This window comes from Streptomyces sp. NPDC050287 (genome assembly GCF_044459385.1).
Lineage (GTDB): Bacteria > Actinomycetota > Actinomycetes > Streptomycetales > Streptomycetaceae > Streptomyces.
This window is the reverse complement of sequence record NZ_JBITIY010000004.1, coordinates 516,062-532,814: the sequence shown is the minus strand read 5'-3', so window position 1 is coordinate 532,814 and position 16,753 is coordinate 516,062. Positions and strand designations below refer to the sequence as shown.

Sequence of the window (16,753 nt, the reverse complement as noted above, 5' to 3'; positions counted from 1 at the left end):
CCGACACGCGCCCGCGGCCGCACCCGGAGCGGCGGCCGGGCCAGCGCGTCCATGGCGGACGTGGCCCGGATGGCGGGCGTCTCGTCGCAGACCGTCTCGCGGGTCTCCAACGGTTACGCCGGTGTGAACGAGGAGACCCGGCGCCAGGTGCTCGCGGCGATGAAGGAACTCGGCTACCGGCCCAACAGCGCGGCCCGCGCCCTCAAGCGCGGTGAGTTCCGCACCATCGGCGTCATCACCTTCTCGCTGTCCACCACCGGCAACGTGCGCACGCTGGAGGCCATCGCCAACTCCGCGGCGCACGAGGGGTACGCGGTGACGCTGCTCCCGGTCGCGGTACCCACCCAGGACGAGGTGCGGGGCGCCTTCAGCCGGCTGGAGGAACTCGCGGTCGACGCGGTGATCGTCATCATGGAGGTCCACCTGCTGGACGCGGCGACGGTCACGCTGCCGCCGCACGTCCAGGTCGTGGTGGTCGACTCCGACGCCGGCGACCGCTACACCGTCGTCGACACCGACCAGGCCGGCGGCAGCCGTGCCGCCGTCCACCACCTCCTCGGCCTGGGCCACCGGACCGTATGGCATCTGGGCGGGCCCGAGGGCTCGTTCGCCGCGCAGCGGCGTGCCGACGCCTGGCGCGCGGTCCTCGCCGAGGCCGGGCGCCCCGCGCCGCGCCTCGTACGAGGGGACTGGTCGGCCGAGTCCGGCTACCGCGCCGGCCTCGAACTCGCCACCGAACCGGACTGCACCGCCGTCTTCGCGGCCAACGACCAGATGGCCCTGGGCCTGCTGCGCGCCCTGCACGAACGCGGCCGGCGGGTGCCGGAGGACGTCAGCGTCATCGGCTTCGACGACATCGCCGAGGCGAGCTCCTTCCTGCCGCCGCTCACCACGCTCCACCAGGACTTCGCCGAGGTGGGACGGCTCTGCGTGGACGCGGTGCTGCGCAAGATGCGACAGGGCGGACCGGAGCGGGGGACGACCATCGTGCCGACCCGGTTGGTGGTGCGGGCGAGTACGGGACCGCCGCCGGGCGGGGGTGGCGGGGGGAGCTGACGCGGTCGGGGGTCGGGGAGTGGGTGCGCGGGGGCGGGGTGTGCGGGGCCGGGGTGTGCTTCTTCCCGTCCGGAGCGCCGGGTGCCGTGCCCCGCGCGGGGGCGCGGCGAGCGCGCGCTGGGGCGCGGGGGCCGCGCGGGTGGGTGTGGGGTGGTGTTCGGGGGCCGGGGTGTACTTCTTCGGCGCGGAGCGCCGGGTGCCGTGCCCCGCGCGGGGGCGCGGCGAGCGCGGCTTGGGGGCGCGGGGCCGCAGGTGCGGAGTGTGCGCCGCGTGCCCGGGGCGGCGGCGTGACCGGGGCGGCGGCGTGGTGGGCCGGGCGGCTCGGCCCGGGCCGGTGTGGCCGAGGCCACGTCTGCGGAGAGGCCCCCGTCATGCCGGGGCGAGCGGCGCCCGGCTACCGTGCACTGCAGTCTCCCTGTCCCCACCGAAAGAGTTCGGACGGCCCGGTAGTGCTCGCAGATCTCTCCCCGCTCATCGCGGCGACCGCCCAGTGGCTGACATGCGCCTATCCGTCGGGCGGCGGCGCGCTGGCCTCCGCCCTGTGCGAGGTGCAGGCCCGGCAGGCGGTGACCGTGGCCGCCTGGCTGCGCTATCCGACGCCCATGGACGCCGCCCTGGTCCAGATGGCCGGCCCGGGGGGTTCCACCCGGCTGGACTGGATCACGGGCGCGGACGACGTGGGTGCGCGGGACGCGGACGAGTACGCCTGGCGTACCTGGGTCGACGAGGTCGTGGCCAGCTGGGCGGCCTGCCTGCTCACCGACCCGGAACTGGCCCACCTGGCGGTGACCGCGCTCGCCCAGGGCAGCCACACGGCCGGTACGGCGTTCGAGTTCCGCCGTCTCACCGCCCCCGACGAGGCGGACCGCCGGGCAGCGGCCCTCCTGCGCCACCCCGACCTCCTGGCACCCGTGGCCGCACTCCATCAGACCCAGCTGATGGAGCGGCTGCGGCCGGGTCAGGCCCTCATCGCCTGACGGTGACGGGGCGGGCCGAGGTCACGCGGCCGTCCCCAGCGTGGCGCGGTTCGGCAGGCCGTCCTCCTCGGTGCGCAGGGCGACCGTCGTGGTGCGGCGGGAACGCAGGGCGAAACCGGCTCCGATGGTGGTGGCGATGACGAGGCCGCCGACGACGAGGGCGCCGCGAGCCCCGGCCAGTTCCATGAGCAGTCCGAGAGCGGGTGGGCCGCCGAGGCTCCAGACCGTGCCGACGCTGCCCCAGACGCCGAGCACCCGGCCCCGCAGATGGGCGGGCGGATCGGTCTGGAGGACGGCTGTTCCGGCGGTGTCGGAGACGGACTCCACCACCGCCATCGGCAGGACGAGCACCAGCAGCACGGCCACCGACGGGGACAGCCCCGCCGCCACCTGAAGCAGCGCGCCCGCGGCGGCCAGGGTGCCCACCAGCCGTACCGAGGGCCGTCGCAGGCGTGCGCCCAGTACCGCGCCGAGGATCCCGCCGACGGCGAGCACCGTGGAGACCGTACCGAAGGTTTCGGCGCCGCCCGCGAGCGGGCCGGTGACCAGCACCGCCAGGGTGAGGCCGTAGTTGCGGCCGAAGACCGCGCTGATCCCGGTGACGGCGGCGAGCGCGACCAGGCGGGGCCGGCGGGCGAAGAAGGCCAGCCCCTGCCGCACGGTCATGTCGGAGCCGGTGGCACGCCGCTCCGTGCCCTTGCGAACCGGCTTCCGGGAGGACGGGGTGGAGGGGGAGGACCGGGTGGCCCCGGGCGCCGGTCGCAGGAACGGGACGACCGACGCCACGAACAGGAAGGACACACCGTTCGCGGCGTACGCGGCGGCCGTGCCGACGAAGCCGACCGTCACCCCGGCCAGGGCCGCTCCCACGAGCCGGCCCGCGCTGTGCACCAGCGCGCCCACCCCGATCGCGGAGGGGATGTCCTCGGGCGGGACGAGATCGTTGCCGAGCAGGGCGCAGGCCGGCCCGTCGACGGTGGCGACGATGCCGGTCACCGCGGCCAGTACCAGCAGGGAGGTCATGTCGAGCCGGCCCAGCACCACGAGCAGCGCCGTCACGAACGCGATGGCGCCGAGCAGCGCCTGGCTGACGGTGGCCGTCAGCTTGCGGGGCCAGCGGTCGACGGCCGCCCCGCCCAGCAGGCTCATGAGCAGGGCGGGCGCGGCCTGGACGGACATGGACAGCCCGGTCGCGGCGGCGGAGCCGGTGATCTGCAGGACCAGCAGGTTCTGCACCGTGAGCTGCATCCACGTACCGGCGTTGGACACGAAGTTGGCGACGGACCACCAGCGCATGCTGCGGTATCTCAGGGAACGCCACGGCGAGCGGGACGCGGGCTTCGGCGGCGGGGAGGCGGATTCCGGCGCAGGGGAGGGCAGGGCGGGAGGAAGGGAGGAAGTCACAGTGCGGCACTCGGAGACGAGTCGGAGGACTCAGGCGGGGGCAACGGCGGGTGAAAGGAACGCCGGCTGCGCTGCGCGGCCGCTCCAGAGAGCCGGGGTACGGCGCCGCCCATCGTGACAGAAGGGACGGGCCAGTGGTCGCCAACCCGGTCCGGCCCGCTGCCACGGGGCCGGTCAATGGGCCGACGGCGTCCGGGACTTGGTCTGCCGAGTGCGGTTGATCACAGTACGCGGGGCCCGTCGCCGAAGCGACGGGCCCCGCAGGGTCTCCCGGGTGGGTCAGTCGAGCTTGCCGCGCCCCGTCAGGGCGTCCCGCACGCGGTCGACGAGGCCGGCTCCCGGTGCCAGCAGCTTGTTGGCCGGCGGGGTGTCCGGAGCGGAGGGGTGCGGACGGGTCGGGGCGACCTTCTTGGCCATGCGCACCTTGTCGCCGAGGTCGTCGAGCGCCTCCGCCGGGCACGCCGCCCGCAGCTGCGGGAAGAGGTTCTCCTCCTCGTCGGCCACATGCTCGCGGATCTCCGTCATCAGCGTCCCGATGAGCCGGTCGAACTCGGGGTCGTCCGCCTGGCAGCTCTCCAGGTCCTTCATGGTCTGCTCGGCCTTGGAGTGGTCCTCGATCTCCCGGTCCGCCATGGTGTTCCCGTTGACCAGGTGCTCCCGTACGGCCGGGTAGAGATAGGCCTCCTCGGCGACCGAGTGCCGCACCAGTTCCATGGTGACCTGGTCGGCGTAGACCTTGCGGTTCTTGTCACCCGACGGCAGCGCCTCGATCTTGCCGAAGAGTTCCTCGACCTCCCGGTGGTCGGTCATCAGCTCGTCGATGACGTTCCCTCCGTGACCCATGCTCCTCACCTCCAGCCAAGCGGGACGGCTCCGGGCGGAACCGCCAGGTCCTCGAGTGCCCCGGGCCGACCTTCCTACGCGCGGGTGTGGACGGGCGCCCTCCTTGGAACCCGCAGGGGCACCAGGACACGACCACCGGGGAGGCCGACGTGACCGACACCGCCGACGAGCTGCCCGAGCTGCTCGAACGGGTGCGCGGGGAGGTGGCGGGACGGGCGGATCGGCTGTGGGAGGTCGCACGGGTGTTGCACGCCGACCCGGAGTACGCCTTCGCCGAGCACCGGGCCGCCCAGCTGCTCGGCGCGGAGCTGCAGCGGGAGGGGTTCGTGGTCGAGCAGGGCGCGGCCGGACTGCCGACCGCCTTCGCCGCACGGGCGGGCACGCCGTCCCGGCCGGCCGTGGCCCTGCTGCTGGAGTACGACGCGTTGCCCGGCCTCGGGCACGCCTGCGGCCACAATCTGATCGCCGCAGCCGGTCTCGGCGCCGCCCTCGCCGCGCGGACCGTGCTGGACCGGGACGAAGGGACGGTCTGGGCCGTGGGCACGCCCGCCGAAGAGGGCGGCGGCGGCAAGATCATCGAGGCCGAGGCCGGCCTGTTCGACGAGGTCGACGCCGCGCTGATGTTCCACCCGGGCGTCCACAGCTGGCAGTGGGCGCCGCTGACCGCGCAGGCCCAGTACCGCGTCGGTTTCCACGGCCGTGCCGCCCACCCCACCGGGAACCCCACCGAGGGCGTCGACGCCCTCGCCGCGCTCATCCAGCTGTTCAACACACTCAACGCGGTGGGGCGGCGGCTGCCGGAGGGCTCGCACATCCAGGGCATCATCACGGACGGCGGCCGGGCGACGAACATCGTCCCCGAGTACGCGGAAGGCCTGTTCGGGCTGCGCGCGGTGACGACCGTGGGCCTGGAGGACCTGGCGGGGGAACTGCTGACCTGCGCGCACGGCGTGGCCCGGGCGACGGGTACGACGGCCGCCGTCGAACGAGCCACCCTCCGCTACGAGCACTTCCGCGACAGCCCGGTGCTGTCCGGACACTTCGCCCGGCACCTGGAACGCGCGGGCATCGAGCTGACCCCGCCCGCACCCGGCGTCTACCTCGGCTCCTCCGACATCGGCAACGTCAGCGGGCGGGTGCCCGCCATCCACCCGTTCGTCGCCATCACGGACCCGGAGGGCTCCGACCACACTCCCGAGTTCGCCGCCGCGGCCGCCTCCGAGCGCGGCCGTCAGGTGATGCTGGCGGCGACGGAGGCGCTGGCCTGCACGGCCGTGGAGGTCCTGGTGTGTCCGGACGTACGGGAGAAGGCGTGGCAGACGCACATGGCCGCTACCGAATGACCCCACCGTCATGGCCGCTACCGAATGACCCCACCGTCATGGCCGGTACCGAATGACCCCACCGTCGGGCACTGTCACATGACGCCCTCGTTCGGGCACTGGCAGGCGCTGGGGGGCCCGCTGCCGGGCGCTCGGCGCCGGTCATCGGGGTCCGCCGGGGTCAGCCGGGGTCCGTCGGTGGTGTGCAGTTGGTACACGTTGAACGCCCGCCGGATCACCGGCTGGGCCACGTTCCGTACCCGCACACCACCGGCCGTCATCCCGTGCTCGGTGCCCGCGTGGGCGTGGCCGTGGACGGAGAGGTCCGCGCCGGCCGTGTCGATCGCCTCGGCCAGCAGGTAGCTGCCGAGGAACGGGTAGATCTCCGGCGGCTCACCGGCGAGCGTGTCGGCCACGGGGGAGAAGTGGGTGAGCGCCACCCGTACGTCGCACCCGCGCACCCGCACGTCCTCCAGCGCGCCGCGCAGACTGTCGGCGCTGCGCCGGGTGGTGCGGACGAACTCCTTCATCAGCGGCTCGCCGAACTCCCCGGCGCTGCGCCCGACGAACCCGCCGCCGAAGCCCTTCGCCCCGGCGATGCCGACCGAGACAGAGCCGCACTCCACGACCGTGCCCTCGCCCTCCAGCACCGTGACACCGGCCTCCTGGAGGATGCCGGTGACCTTCTCGGGCTGTTCGTCGTGGTGGTCGTGGTTGCCGAGGACGGCGACGACCGGCACCGGCAGCCCCCGTACCTCCTGGGCCACCACCCGCGCCTCCTCGGGCGTCCCGTGCCGGGTGAGGTCCCCGGCCAGGAGCAGCAGGTCGGCGCAGTCGGGCAGGGTCTCGAAGGCGGGCCGCAGCAGGCCCTGGCTGTCGGGGCCCATGTGAATGTCCCCCACGGCTGCTACGCGGATCACGACAGGTCCTCCGCATGATCGGGGGAGGTGGTCTCCGCCACCACCACGTCCGTGTGCACGGCGAGTCCGGCCAGTTCCTCGTGGACGGTCCGCAGCAGTGTCTCGCGGCACTGCGCGGAGGGCACCGTGCCGGTCACCACGACCGCGCCGGCCCTCACCTCGGCCCGTACGCCGAGTTCGCCGAGTTCCTCGGCGGCGAGCCGGTCGCGCAGGTGGGCGACCCGGTACTCGGCGTTCTCGGCGCCCCCGCCCGGGTCACCGGGGCGGGGGGCGGCGTTCTCGCTCATCGCTGGTCCTCCTTCGGCCCCGGCTCCGTCGGCCCGGGTTCCTCGCGCCGGGGTTCCTCAGGCCTGGGGTCGATGACCTTCAGCCGTTCCAGGAAGTAGAAGAACGCGTCGGGCATCGGGTCGTTCCCGCAGGCCGCGCGCACCGCGTCCCAGTCGACCCGCTCGCGCAGGGTGCGGGCGATCGGGAGGACGGCTCCGAAGTCGCAGTGGTGCTCGGAGAAGGCGGACAGCAGGCTGTGCAACAGGTCGGTCGGCGCCAGCACCGGCATGAAGACCGAGTCCACCGACAGCTCCTGCGCACGCTCCAGCAGCTCCGTGGTGACCGGCTGGTGCGCCAGCTCGAAGATCAGGTCGACCTGCTGGCCGAGGCAGTCGGCCTTCAGCAGCCAGTCCTCCGGCGGGGTGAACACCTGGAGTCCGGCTTCGCGCAGGCTCTCGGCGACGGCCTGGGCGTCCTCGGGCCGGATGGCGAAGTCGACGTCGTGCTGGAGGTTCTGGGTGCCTCCGTGGGCGTACACGGCAACACTGCCCGCGAGCGCGAACCTGTGCCCCTTGCGCTTCAGGATCGCGCCGACCTGCTTGGCGGCCTGCAGGATCGCCTGGTTGCGGTCGAGGGGGAGATCGTCGGTGAGCACCTTGTTCTGGGGAACCAGTTCGGGATCTCCTGTCGCCAGCCGCAACTCGGCGACGCCGGCGCGCTGGTCGAGAGCATTGTCGTCGGCGTGCGGCGCCATCGTTGCCCCCTTTCTGGTCGTCCCGTCGCCCGGCCCGCATCCGGGACCGCAGGCGTAGGACTGTGACGGCGAGATCTCCGAGTACCCGGCGCATCGCCGTCGACACGAGCCCGGTGCGCGGGTGTCAGGCCCGCCTGACGGGCCTTACGGTTCGGTGGATCCGGGCACCCGGCCCGTATGGACAGCAAGAACGAGCAGTCGGCCATGGCGGACGAGCGCGCGGTCGTCGAGCGGCTGGTCCCGGCCTGGCTGGCGGAGACCGAACGGCACGACGCCGCCGCGGCCCGCGAGGCCCGAGCCGGATGGGAACGGGGCTCGCTGTCGGACCGGGCCGCCGCCGACCTGGCCCACTGGGTCACCGCCCGGGTCACCGACACCGGCTTCAACGAGGACGAGGGCCCGTGGGTCGAAGGACCCGTCCGGATCACCCCGGCGGACAAGGACGCCGTGCACCGGTGGCTGGGGGCGCGGGGGTACACGGTCTGACGGGTGCAGGTCGACCGTCAGGCGAGGAGCCCGGTGGGACCTGCGGTTACGTCTCGGGGGTCCCGAGGAGCGTGCCGGCACCGGGCTGACAGGGGTGTATGGGCCAGTGGGACGCCGGACCGTTCTCAGCCCTCCGTCTTCTCCTCTGTCCAGGTCCAGGCGTACTGCAGCCAGTCCGCCACCGTGACGGCGCTCAGGCCCGCGCAGACCAGGCGGGCGGCACGCGGCGCCGAGGCATAGGAGGCCGTCAGACCGCCGGCCACCCAGGCGGCGGTGCAGAACGGGCACGACAGCAGCTCCCCGACCGCGCGGCGCGCACCCGCACCGCGAGGGGCGTCGTTCACCTCGCCGCCCGCGCCCTCCTCCTCACGACGGGTGAAGGGTGCTCGCAGAAAGCTGGTGATCCGGTCCTTGGTCAGCAGCCTGGACGCCTTGAACGTGGCGGTCCCCAGCAGCGCCACGTCCCACGGCGGCACCCGGTCGGGCAGTCGCACCCCGCGTCGCCGCGCGGCCACGGCGAACAGCGCGGCGGCCCCGGTGAAGGCCGCGGCGAGCGTGGCGTAGCCCGCCAGGGGCACTTCGGCCTCGGCCTGCTCGTCGTAGTGACGCTCGTCGGAACGGTGTTCGTCGTCTGTCATGGCGCCCGAGTGCCCCCGTGCGACATCCGGCACACCGGACCGCCGGAGATCCGCCGCGGGTGTGACGGACCCGCGGTGCCGGGTACTCGGGCCGCCCGGCTGTGACCGACCGGTCGGCGGCTGCTGCGCCGTTTCGATCCGCGGGTCACGGCAGCCACGAGTTGAAGGAGCCCATCACCATGACGGACGTGTCGAGCAAGGGCCCCGCCCCCGGCGACGACCGCGAGGTGCTCACCAACCGACAGGGGCATCCGGTCCACGACAACCAGAACCAGCGCACGGTCGGCGCCCGCGGCCCGGCCACTCTGGAGAACTACCAGTTCCTCGAGAAGATCAGCCACTTCGACCGGGAGCGGATCCCGGAGCGCGTCGTGCACGCCCGCGGGGTGACCGCGTACGGCTACTTCGAGGCGTACGGGGCCTGGGGCGACGAGCCGATCAGCCGCTTCACCCGGGCCAAGCTGTTCCAGGAGCGCGGCAAGCGGACCGACCTGGCCGTCCGCTTCTCCACCGTCATCGGCGGCCGTGACTCCTCCGAGGCCGCCCGCGACCCCCGCGGCTTCGCGGTGAAGTTCTACACGGAGGACGGCAACTGGGACCTGGTCGGCAACAACCTGGGTGTCTTCTTCATCCGGGACGCCATCAAGTTCCCGGACGTCATCCACGCCCTCAAGCCGGACCCGGTGACCTTCGAGCAGCAGCCCCGGCGCATCTTCGACTTCATGTCGCAGACGCCCGAGTCGATGCACATGCTGGTCAACCTGTTCAGCCCGCGCGGCATCCCGGCGGACTACCGGCACATGCAGGGCTTCGGCGTGAACACCTACAAGTGGGTCAACGAGGCCGGTGAGACCAAGCTGGTCAAGTACCACTGGATGCCCAAGCAGGGTGTGCGCAGCATGACCGAGGAGGACGCCGCCAACGTCCAGGCGGAGGGCCTCGGCCACGCCACCAAGGATCTGTACGAGGCGGTGGAGCGCGGCGAGTACCCGGAGTGGGAGCTCCTGGTCCAGATCATGGACGACCACGACCACCCGGAACTCGACTTCGACCCGCTTGACGACACCAAGACCTGGCCCGAGCAGGAGTTCCCGCCCAGGCCCGTGGGCAAGATGGTGCTCAACCGGATGCCGGAGAACTTCTTCGCCGAGAACGAGCAGATCTCCTTCGGTACCGGCGTCCTCGTCGACGGCCTGGACTTCTCCGACGACAAGATGCTCGTCGGCCGCACGTTCTCCTACAGCGACACCCAGCGCTACCGGGTGGGCCCCAACTATCTCCAACTCCCGGTGAACCAGGCCAAGAACGCCGACGTCCGCACCAACCAGCGGGACGGCCTGATGACCTACCACGTCGACGGCGCCGGTGCGGGCGAGAATCGCGACGTCAACTACGAGCCCTCGATCCGGGGCGGTCTGCGGGAGGCCCAGTACCCCACGCACGACGAGCAGGGGCCGGAGATCCGGGGCCGCCTGACCCGCAAGCGCATCCCCCGCACCAACGACTACCTGCAGGCCGGCCAGCGCTATCTCCTGATGGAGGAGTGGGAGCGCGAGGACCTGGTCGGCAACTTCGTCAACCTGCTGTCCCAGTGCGACCGGCCGGTGCAGGAACGCATGGTCTGGCACTTCCTGCTGGTCGAGAACGACCTCGGGCTGCGGGTCGGCGAGGGTCTGGGCATCAGCCCCGACGACGTCTCCGGCCTCGAACCGCCGGCCTCCCAGGACCTGACGGACGAGGACCGCGAACGGCTGGCCAACCTGGGCAAGAACCCGCCGCGTGACGTCGAGGGACTCACCATGACCCACTGCGTTCCGGACGAGCGGCACGTCGTGACCAGGTGATCCATTCCGGGGACCCTTGGATCCCTTGGACCCCTTGGACCCCCCTGACACCTTGGACCCAGGGACCCGGGTGAACCGGAAACGGGGCGAGCGGGGCGCGGACCGTCAGGTCCGCGCCCCGTCGCTCACGCACTGGCCGCGAGTCAGGCGTCAGCGATCTCAGCGATCGGCATCAGACCGGCAGCTTGGCACGGACGCGGCCGGCCGCGGTGGCGGGACGGGCCGTCGCGCGGACCGAGCGGCGCACCAGATGGGCCTCGCGACGCAGGCCGTGGGCGGAGTGGCGGCCGCGCCACCACAGGGAAGGACGGCCGCCGGTGTCGTCGGCCGCGATGAGCAGACCGCCGAGCATCGACAGGTTCTTCAGGAAGTGGATCCGCTGCTGGGCGCGCTCGGTGGGGTCCTCCGCCTCCCAGAAGCGGTGCCCCGCCAGTGTGGTCGGCACGAGGGTGGCGGCGATGGCCAGGGCGGCCGGCCGGGGAACACGTCCCATCCCGAGCAGGATGCCCGCCACGACCTGCACGGCACCGTTGAGCCGTACGACCTGTTCGGTGCGGTCCGGCAGGGCGGAGACACGTTCGGTGACCGGGCGGATGACGGGCTCGGCGACCGGAGCCAGCTCCTTGGGATCGCGCACGGAGTTCAGGCCACCGGCGACGAACATGGAGGCGAGCAAGGGACGGCCGGCCAGGCGCAGGAGACTCATGGGCCCTCCTCGGACATTCGGTAGATCGGAAGATCGGAAATTCGGGCGTTCGGACATTCGGAAGCATGGACAGGACTGCTGGTCCCGGGTTCCCCACCGGTGTCGGGCTCATTCGGCGTCCGGCGCCGAACCGGTGTCGCGCGGGCCGGTTCGGTTGCGGCAGGCCGGGAACGCGTCCTGTCGGATGTCCGAACCGAGGGACGGTGCGCCGATGACCGAGTACGAACGCTCCCGCACGATGCCCGCCCAGCCCGAGCACGTCTTCGACCAGGCCGCCCATGTGGACCAGCTGGACTCCTGGCTGCCCGGTGACCTGCATGTACGCGCCGACGACCTGCCGGCCGTCACGGTGCACGAGGACCGCCAGAACGACGACACCCGCGCCCTGTTCCAGGCGCGGCCCGAGCAGCTGCGCCTGGAATGGGGCACCCGCGACCAGGGCGCCTACTCCGGCTGGCTGCAGGTCGCCGGCCTGGACAGCGGGGCCAGCGAGGTGACCGTGCACCTGTCGTTCTTCGACGACAGCCACGACCCGGGCCACCAGGCCGTACAGGACGCCCTGGACTCCAGCCTGCGACGTCTGGAGGAACAGGTACGGCTGCGCGTCGACGACGCGGCAGGCTGACCGGAGGTCCGCCCGCCGGGCCGGTCAGTCGCCGTCGGCGGCGGCCGGCGCATCCGCCCCGTCGTCGGCGGGGTACTCCTCCGCGATCTCGCGCACGTCGGCGTCCGGCGAGGCGAGGACGGCCCGCCGCCACCGTGCCGGCAGCGCGGCGGTGTCGGTGCCGTCGGTGTTGTCGATGTCGTCGAGCAGCATCCCCAGGGCCCGCATCGCGAAGACGTCGGTCACCTCGTCGCGCAGTGTCCGGTCCACCAGCGGGGCGAGTTCGTCGTGCAGGGGGACCGACGCGGCGAGCGTCCGCACGACCTCACGGCCCCAGATGCCCGGCTTGTTGACGCTCAGGCAGTACTCGTACAGCTCGGGCAGCAGGGCGTGGACCACGTCGGGACGGTCCCCGCCCACCTCGCGCAGCAGGTTCAGCACGGCCAGCGAGCCCCGGCCGGCGCGCAGGGACTCCCTGAGGACGGGCACGACATCGGCTCCCAGGAGGCGCTCCCTGATCTCCGCGCGTTCCTCCACCGCCTCGCGCAGTCTCTCCTCGACGATGAAACGGACATGATCCGCCTCCAGATAGGCACGCCACAGGCGCTCCCCGGTCCGGAAGGCCCCTGGTCCAGGAAGCCCCTGCTTCGAACGGCCCTGGTTCGGAACGGACCTGGTTTCAGGGGCTCATGGAGGTTTCTGTGAATTTCCGGGTCGGTTGAACACCCAGGGACCCTCGTCCGTATGGGACGGGGGATTTCCATCATGTTCGACCGGTCGACAGGCGCAGGAGAGAGTCCGTGGTACGCAACAGGCGTAGACGCCCGACAGGCGCACGACGTGCGACTTTTGCCGCAGTGGCACTGATGCTGGGCGGAGGTGGACTCGTCGCGGTCAATGTGTACGCGTCCGCCACCGAGGACGGCTCGGGCGGCGCGACGAACGCGCAGACCCGGCGAGCCGGCACGCTCGACTGCCCGGACGTCGGAACCCGGTTGACCTCGGTACCCGACGAGGCGCGGGCGGACGTCGACAAGGAACTCGCCGCTCTGGACCAGCAGACGGCCGTGGCCTACCAGCGGTTGATGGACCCGGCGACGGCCGCGCAGCTCGAGAGCGACGCGGACGCCGGTAGCGTCCTGAATCCGCTGAAGGAGGAACGGGCCGCGACGATCGAGCGGATCGCCGCCGCGATCGACCGGGTCGGGGACCGCCCCGAGGGGCTCGACGCCCTCGCACCCTGCACGCTGCGCAAGGCCGAGAACCAGGCCGGCGGTGACGCGAACGGCGGTCAGGACCAAGGCGACGGAGCCCAGGGCGACCAGAATCAGGGCGGCCAGAATCAGGGCGATCAGAACCAGGGCGGCGATCAGAACCAAGGCGGCGGACAGCAGGGCAACGGCGGTCAGGCCGGCAACGGACCCGTCGCCGGTGACTACGCCGACATCACCACCGTCCAGCCCAACGTGCAGAACCCGCAGGTCCAGGGTGACGGCTCCAGCGGCACCTTCGCCACCAGCTGCGGAGTGAACGCGAACGGCCTGTTCAACTCGGACAACGTGATCGTCGCCCCGGGTGTCTCCAACGGCGCCCACCACTTCCACGACTACGTCGGCAACCAGTCCAACAACGCCTTCGCCAGCGACGAGGACCTGGCGAACGCGGAGACGAGCTGCGTCGACCAGGGCGACAAGTCCACGTACTACTGGCCCGTGCTGCGCCTGCAGAACGGCACCCAGGAACAGGACGCCAACTCTCCCGGCGGCGGGATCGAGGGCAACGCCGGTGAGATCGTCACCCCCAAGGAAGTCACCCTGACCTTCGTGGGCAACCCGCGCAGCGAGGTCACGGCCATGCCCAGGCTGCTGCGCATCATCACCGGCGACGCCAAGGCGTTCGTCAACGGAACAGCCAACGCCAACGCGTCCTGGAGCTGCACTGGTTTCGAAGACCGGCAGTTGAAGGACAAATACCCGCTGTGTCCGCAGGGCAGCGACGTCGTACGCAGCTTCAAGTTCCAGAGCTGCTGGGACGGTTCGAACATCGACAGCGCCAACCACCGCACCCACGTGGCGTTCGCGCAGGCCGACGGCACCTGCCCGGAGGGCTTCAAGGCCATCCCGCAGCTGGTGCAGCGCATCGTCTACGACGTCGACGCGCCGAGCCTGCAGGACGGAGGCCGGACGACTCCGCTGTTCGCGGTGGACTCCTTCCCCGAGCAGCTGCACAAGCCCGTCACCGACCACGGCGACTTCATCAACGTCTTCGACGAGAACCTGATGGGGCAGATGGTCGACTGCATCAACGAGGGCCGCAGCTGCGGCGCCGGCACGGGCAACGGTTCCGGCGGAGGCGGTGACCAGGGTTCGGGTGGTGACCAGGGTTCTGGCGGAGGTGGCGAGCAGGGTTCGGGTGGTGACCAGGGTTCCGGCGAAGGTGGCGCCCCGCAGGACCAGCCGACGGCGGCGCCGCCGGTCACGGACGCTCCGGGCGGCGGCAACGGCGAGGCGCAGCCGGGCGGTTCCGGCGACGACCAGACCGCACAGCCTCCGGCCGACACGCCGGCCACCACCGCACCGAACGGCGGCGACACGCCCACCGAGCCCGGCGGCAACGGGCCGAAGGCCTCCCTCACACCCAAGTCCGCGCCGAAGACCATCGCCGCGGTGCCCGAGACCGGCAGTGGTAACCAGCCCGCCGGCCAGGACATCGGGGAGGCGGTCAGCTCCGCGCCGTCCGCGGCCGGTGCCGTGGCGCAGCCGTCCGCGGTTGCCCCATCCGCACCCCAGGCCGCCGGGGGCAGCCTCGCCGAGACCGGGACGCAGCTGTGGCCCGCCGCCGCCGGCGCGGTCCTCCTGATCTGCGGCTTCCTGCTCCTCGTACGCACCAGGCGCAACTCCGCGTGATGCCCGGCGCATGACCACCGGTCCGCCGCCCCGGCAGCAGTCCGTACCTGCCGCCGACCGGGTGGCGGACCGGCGGCGTTCACTCCGCCGGGTCAGCAGGGCGAGGCGCGGGAGCGAGAGTACGGGTCAGATGGAGAACGTGCGAATATCCATCACCGCGGCCCTGAGCCGCTCACGTCTGCTCGCGGCCGGCACTCTGCTCGCCGCCGTCTCCGTCCACCTCACCCCGCCCGCCGCCTCCGCGGTGCCCGACCCCTCGCCCGTCCGCGGCTCCGCCTTCATGGGCATGGGCGTCGCGGCCCACGACGGCCAGCACGGTGTCCCCGTCGACACCCGCGCCAGCCGTACCCACGGCGTCGACGTGGCCAGCTACCAGGGCAGGGTCGCCTGGTCCAGCCTGTGGAACGGCGGGGTCCGCTGGGCCTACGCCAAGGCCACCGAAGGCACGTACTACAAGAACTCCTACTTCACGCAGCAGTACGGGGGTTCGTACGACATGGGCATGATCCACGGGGCGTACCACTTCGCGACCCCCGACACCACCGGCGGCGCCGCCCAGGCCGACTACTTCGTCGACCACGGCGGGGGCTGGTCCGACGACGGCAGGACGCTTCCCGGAGCGCTCGACATCGAGTGGAACCCGTACGGCGCGTCCTGCTACGGCAAGTCGCGGAGCGCGATGGTCTCCTGGATCCGCGCCTTCCTGAAGCGGTACAAGACGCGTACCGGACGGGACGCCGTCATCTACACGGCGAGCACCTGGTGGACCCAGTGCACCGGCAACTACGCCGGATTCGGGGCCAATCCGCTGTGGATCGCCAAGTACGCCTCGACGGTGGGCACGCTCCCGGCCGGCTGGAACAAGTACACGATGTGGCAGTACACCTCCACCGGGCCGACCGTCGGCGACCACGACAAGTTCCGCGGCTCCGCCGACAAGCTGGAGACCTTCGCTCGTGGCTGAGCACATGGTCCACGTGTTCGAGGAAGTGGTGGAGAAGCAGCGCGCGGCGGAACAGGCGCACAACCGGGTCGAGGAGCTGCGCCACTCCTTCGGTCCGCCCACCGAGCACAAGTGGACCAAGCAGCAGACCGCCACCTACGAGACCGCGTGGCGGGCCTGGCGCGACCTCGACCGTGACGCCCAGGCCGCGCTGGCCCAGTACGCGAAGGAGCGGGGCCGCTCGCGGCAGGAGGTGCAGGCGGACGTGGAAACGGCCGTGCGGCGGTCGGAACAGGAGTAGTCCGACAGGGCGGACCGGACGCCCTTGTTGCCGTACCGGCAACTTCGTTGGCCCCTGCGTCCGCCACGGCGGAGGCTTCCTGCGACGACCCGTTGTGTTCCGTGCAGGAGGAGCCATGACCCACATCCACCCGACGCAGGCCGCCGAGTTCTGGGAGGCCCGCTACCAGGGCGGCGGCCCCGTCTGGAGCGGCCGTCCCAATCCGCTGCTCGTGCGCGAGGTGAGCGATCTCGAGCCCGGTACCGCGCTCGACCTGGGATGCGGTGAGGGGGCGGACGCGGTGTGGCTGGCCGCGCGCGGCTGGCGGGTCACGGGAGTCGACATCTCCCGTACGGCCCTGGAGCGCGCGGCCGGGCATGCCGCTCAGGCCGGAGTGGGGGACCGCGTCCAGTGGGAGCGGCACGAACTGGGTGTGACGTTCCCCGAGGGATCCTTCGACCTTGTCAGCGCCCAGTTCCTGCAGTCCCCGGTGCCGCTGGACCAGGACACGGTCCTGAGGCGGGCCGCCGCCGCGGTGGCGCCGGGCGGCACGCTCCTGATCGTCATGCACGCGGGCTGGCCCTCGTGGCAGGAGGAGGCGCCCTTCGACGCCGAATTCCCCACGCTCGCGGGCCTGTCGGCGGCGCTCGCCCTGCCGGACGAGAGCTGGACCGTTCAGACCCGGGAGACGGTGCGCAAGCCGAGCGTCTCCCCGGAGGGAGTCGAGGGGTACCGCGACGACCATGTGTGGCGGTTGCGGAGGACCGGTCACTGACCCCGCCCTCACGGACTGGCACAGGGGC

The 16,753-nt window shown here is 72.2% G+C and carries 18 protein-coding genes; 10 read left to right on the top strand and 8 right to left on the bottom strand.

What is annotated here, in order from left to right; translation table 11 throughout:
• Positions 1-51 precede the first annotated feature (51 nt).
• Positions 52-1,056, top strand: coding sequence for a LacI family DNA-binding transcriptional regulator (locus ACIBK3_RS17370; RefSeq protein ID WP_399366851.1), 1,005 nt, complete (start codon positions 52-54; stop codon positions 1,054-1,056).
• A 449-nt stretch (positions 1,057-1,505) separates the two neighbouring features.
• Positions 1,506-2,033, top strand: a complete 528-nt coding sequence (locus ACIBK3_RS17365; RefSeq protein ID WP_399366392.1) for a hypothetical protein — start codon at positions 1,506-1,508, stop codon at positions 2,031-2,033.
• 21 nt (positions 2,034-2,054) lie between these two features.
• Here ACIBK3_RS17365 and ACIBK3_RS17360 read toward each other — a convergent pair whose 3' ends face one another.
• Positions 2,055-3,329: an MFS transporter gene (locus tag ACIBK3_RS17360; RefSeq protein WP_399366390.1), complete on the bottom strand. Its 1,275-nt coding sequence runs from the start codon at positions 3,327-3,329 to the stop codon at positions 2,055-2,057.
• Positions 3,330-3,716: 387 nt separating this feature from the next.
• Positions 3,717-4,280: a hemerythrin domain-containing protein gene (locus ACIBK3_RS17355; protein WP_399366388.1), complete on the bottom strand. Its 564-nt coding sequence runs from the start codon at positions 4,278-4,280 to the stop codon at positions 3,717-3,719.
• Between the two features lie 149 nt (positions 4,281-4,429).
• On the opposite strand from ACIBK3_RS17355, the gene ACIBK3_RS17350 reads away from it, so the two are divergent.
• Positions 4,430-5,623, top strand: a complete 1,194-nt coding sequence (locus ACIBK3_RS17350) for an amidohydrolase (protein WP_399366386.1) — start codon at positions 4,430-4,432, stop codon at positions 5,621-5,623.
• 74 nt (positions 5,624-5,697) lie between these two features.
• Here the strand turns inward: ACIBK3_RS17350 and ACIBK3_RS17345 are convergent, their stop codons facing one another.
• Genes ACIBK3_RS17345 through ACIBK3_RS17335 form a run of 3 tightly spaced genes read right to left on the bottom strand, consistent with a single transcriptional unit; the run spans position 5,698 to position 7,543 of the window.
• Positions 5,698-6,522 (bottom strand): metallophosphoesterase, encoded by an 825-nt coding sequence (locus ACIBK3_RS17345; protein WP_399366384.1) that lies wholly within the window; start codon positions 6,520-6,522, stop codon positions 5,698-5,700.
• Complete coding sequence (locus tag ACIBK3_RS17340; protein WP_399366382.1) at positions 6,519-6,809, bottom strand: BON domain-containing protein; 291 nt, start codon at positions 6,807-6,809, stop codon at positions 6,519-6,521. The genes ACIBK3_RS17345 and ACIBK3_RS17340 overlap by 4 nt, the downstream gene beginning before the upstream one ends.
• Positions 6,806-7,543, bottom strand: a complete 738-nt coding sequence (locus tag ACIBK3_RS17335; protein WP_399366380.1) for a nucleotidyltransferase domain-containing protein — start codon at positions 7,541-7,543, stop codon at positions 6,806-6,808. Before ACIBK3_RS17335 ends, ACIBK3_RS17340 begins: the two co-directional genes overlap by 4 nt.
• 177 nt (positions 7,544-7,720) lie before the next feature.
• Between ACIBK3_RS17335 and ACIBK3_RS17330 the strand changes: the two genes are divergently transcribed.
• On the top strand, positions 7,721-8,029 hold the full coding sequence (locus tag ACIBK3_RS17330; protein ID WP_399366378.1) for a hypothetical protein: 309 nt from the start codon (positions 7,721-7,723) through the stop codon (positions 8,027-8,029).
• 125 nt (positions 8,030-8,154) lie between these two features.
• Here the strand turns inward: ACIBK3_RS17330 and ACIBK3_RS17325 are convergent, their stop codons facing one another.
• Entirely contained in the window at positions 8,155-8,667 is a 513-nt protein-coding gene (locus tag ACIBK3_RS17325; RefSeq protein WP_399366376.1) for a DUF1360 domain-containing protein, read from the bottom strand.
• Positions 8,668-8,846: 179 nt separating this feature from the next.
• On the opposite strand from ACIBK3_RS17325, the gene ACIBK3_RS17320 reads away from it, so the two are divergent.
• A complete protein-coding gene (locus ACIBK3_RS17320) occupies positions 8,847-10,511 on the top strand; it encodes a catalase (protein WP_399366374.1) in 1,665 nt (554 codons plus the stop codon).
• 172 nt (positions 10,512-10,683) lie between these two features.
• Here ACIBK3_RS17320 and ACIBK3_RS17315 read toward each other — a convergent pair whose 3' ends face one another.
• Positions 10,684-11,217, bottom strand: a complete 534-nt coding sequence (locus tag ACIBK3_RS17315) for a DoxX family protein (protein WP_399366372.1) — start codon at positions 11,215-11,217, stop codon at positions 10,684-10,686.
• A gap of 211 nt (positions 11,218-11,428) precedes the next feature.
• Between ACIBK3_RS17315 and ACIBK3_RS17310 the strand changes: the two genes are divergently transcribed.
• The gene (locus ACIBK3_RS17310; RefSeq protein ID WP_399366370.1) at positions 11,429-11,842 is read left to right on the top strand and encodes an SRPBCC family protein; all 414 of its coding nucleotides are present in this window, start codon (positions 11,429-11,431) and stop codon (positions 11,840-11,842) included.
• Between the two features lie 24 nt (positions 11,843-11,866).
• On the opposite strand, the gene ACIBK3_RS17305 is transcribed toward ACIBK3_RS17310, so the two are convergent.
• Entirely contained in the window at positions 11,867-12,310 is a 444-nt protein-coding gene (locus tag ACIBK3_RS17305; RefSeq protein WP_399366369.1) for a hypothetical protein, read from the bottom strand.
• Positions 12,311-12,687: 377 nt separating this feature from the next.
• Between ACIBK3_RS17305 and ACIBK3_RS17300 the strand changes: the two genes are divergently transcribed.
• The 4 genes from ACIBK3_RS17300 (at position 12,688) to ACIBK3_RS17285 (ending at position 16,725) form a co-directional block, all read left to right on the top strand.
• A complete protein-coding gene (locus ACIBK3_RS17300; protein WP_399366849.1) occupies positions 12,688-14,727 on the top strand; it encodes a DUF1996 domain-containing protein in 2,040 nt (679 codons plus the stop codon).
• A gap of 130 nt (positions 14,728-14,857) precedes the next feature.
• Positions 14,858-15,691, top strand: a complete 834-nt coding sequence (locus ACIBK3_RS17295) for a lysozyme (RefSeq protein WP_399366367.1) — start codon at positions 14,858-14,860, stop codon at positions 15,689-15,691.
• On the top strand, positions 15,684-15,971 hold the full coding sequence (locus ACIBK3_RS17290) for a hypothetical protein (RefSeq protein ID WP_399366365.1): 288 nt from the start codon (positions 15,684-15,686) through the stop codon (positions 15,969-15,971). The genes ACIBK3_RS17295 and ACIBK3_RS17290 overlap by 8 nt, the downstream gene beginning before the upstream one ends.
• Before the next feature lie 115 nt (positions 15,972-16,086).
• The gene (locus tag ACIBK3_RS17285) at positions 16,087-16,725 is read left to right on the top strand and encodes a class I SAM-dependent methyltransferase (protein ID WP_399366363.1); all 639 of its coding nucleotides are present in this window, start codon (positions 16,087-16,089) and stop codon (positions 16,723-16,725) included.
• Positions 16,726-16,753: the final 28 nt, after the last annotated feature.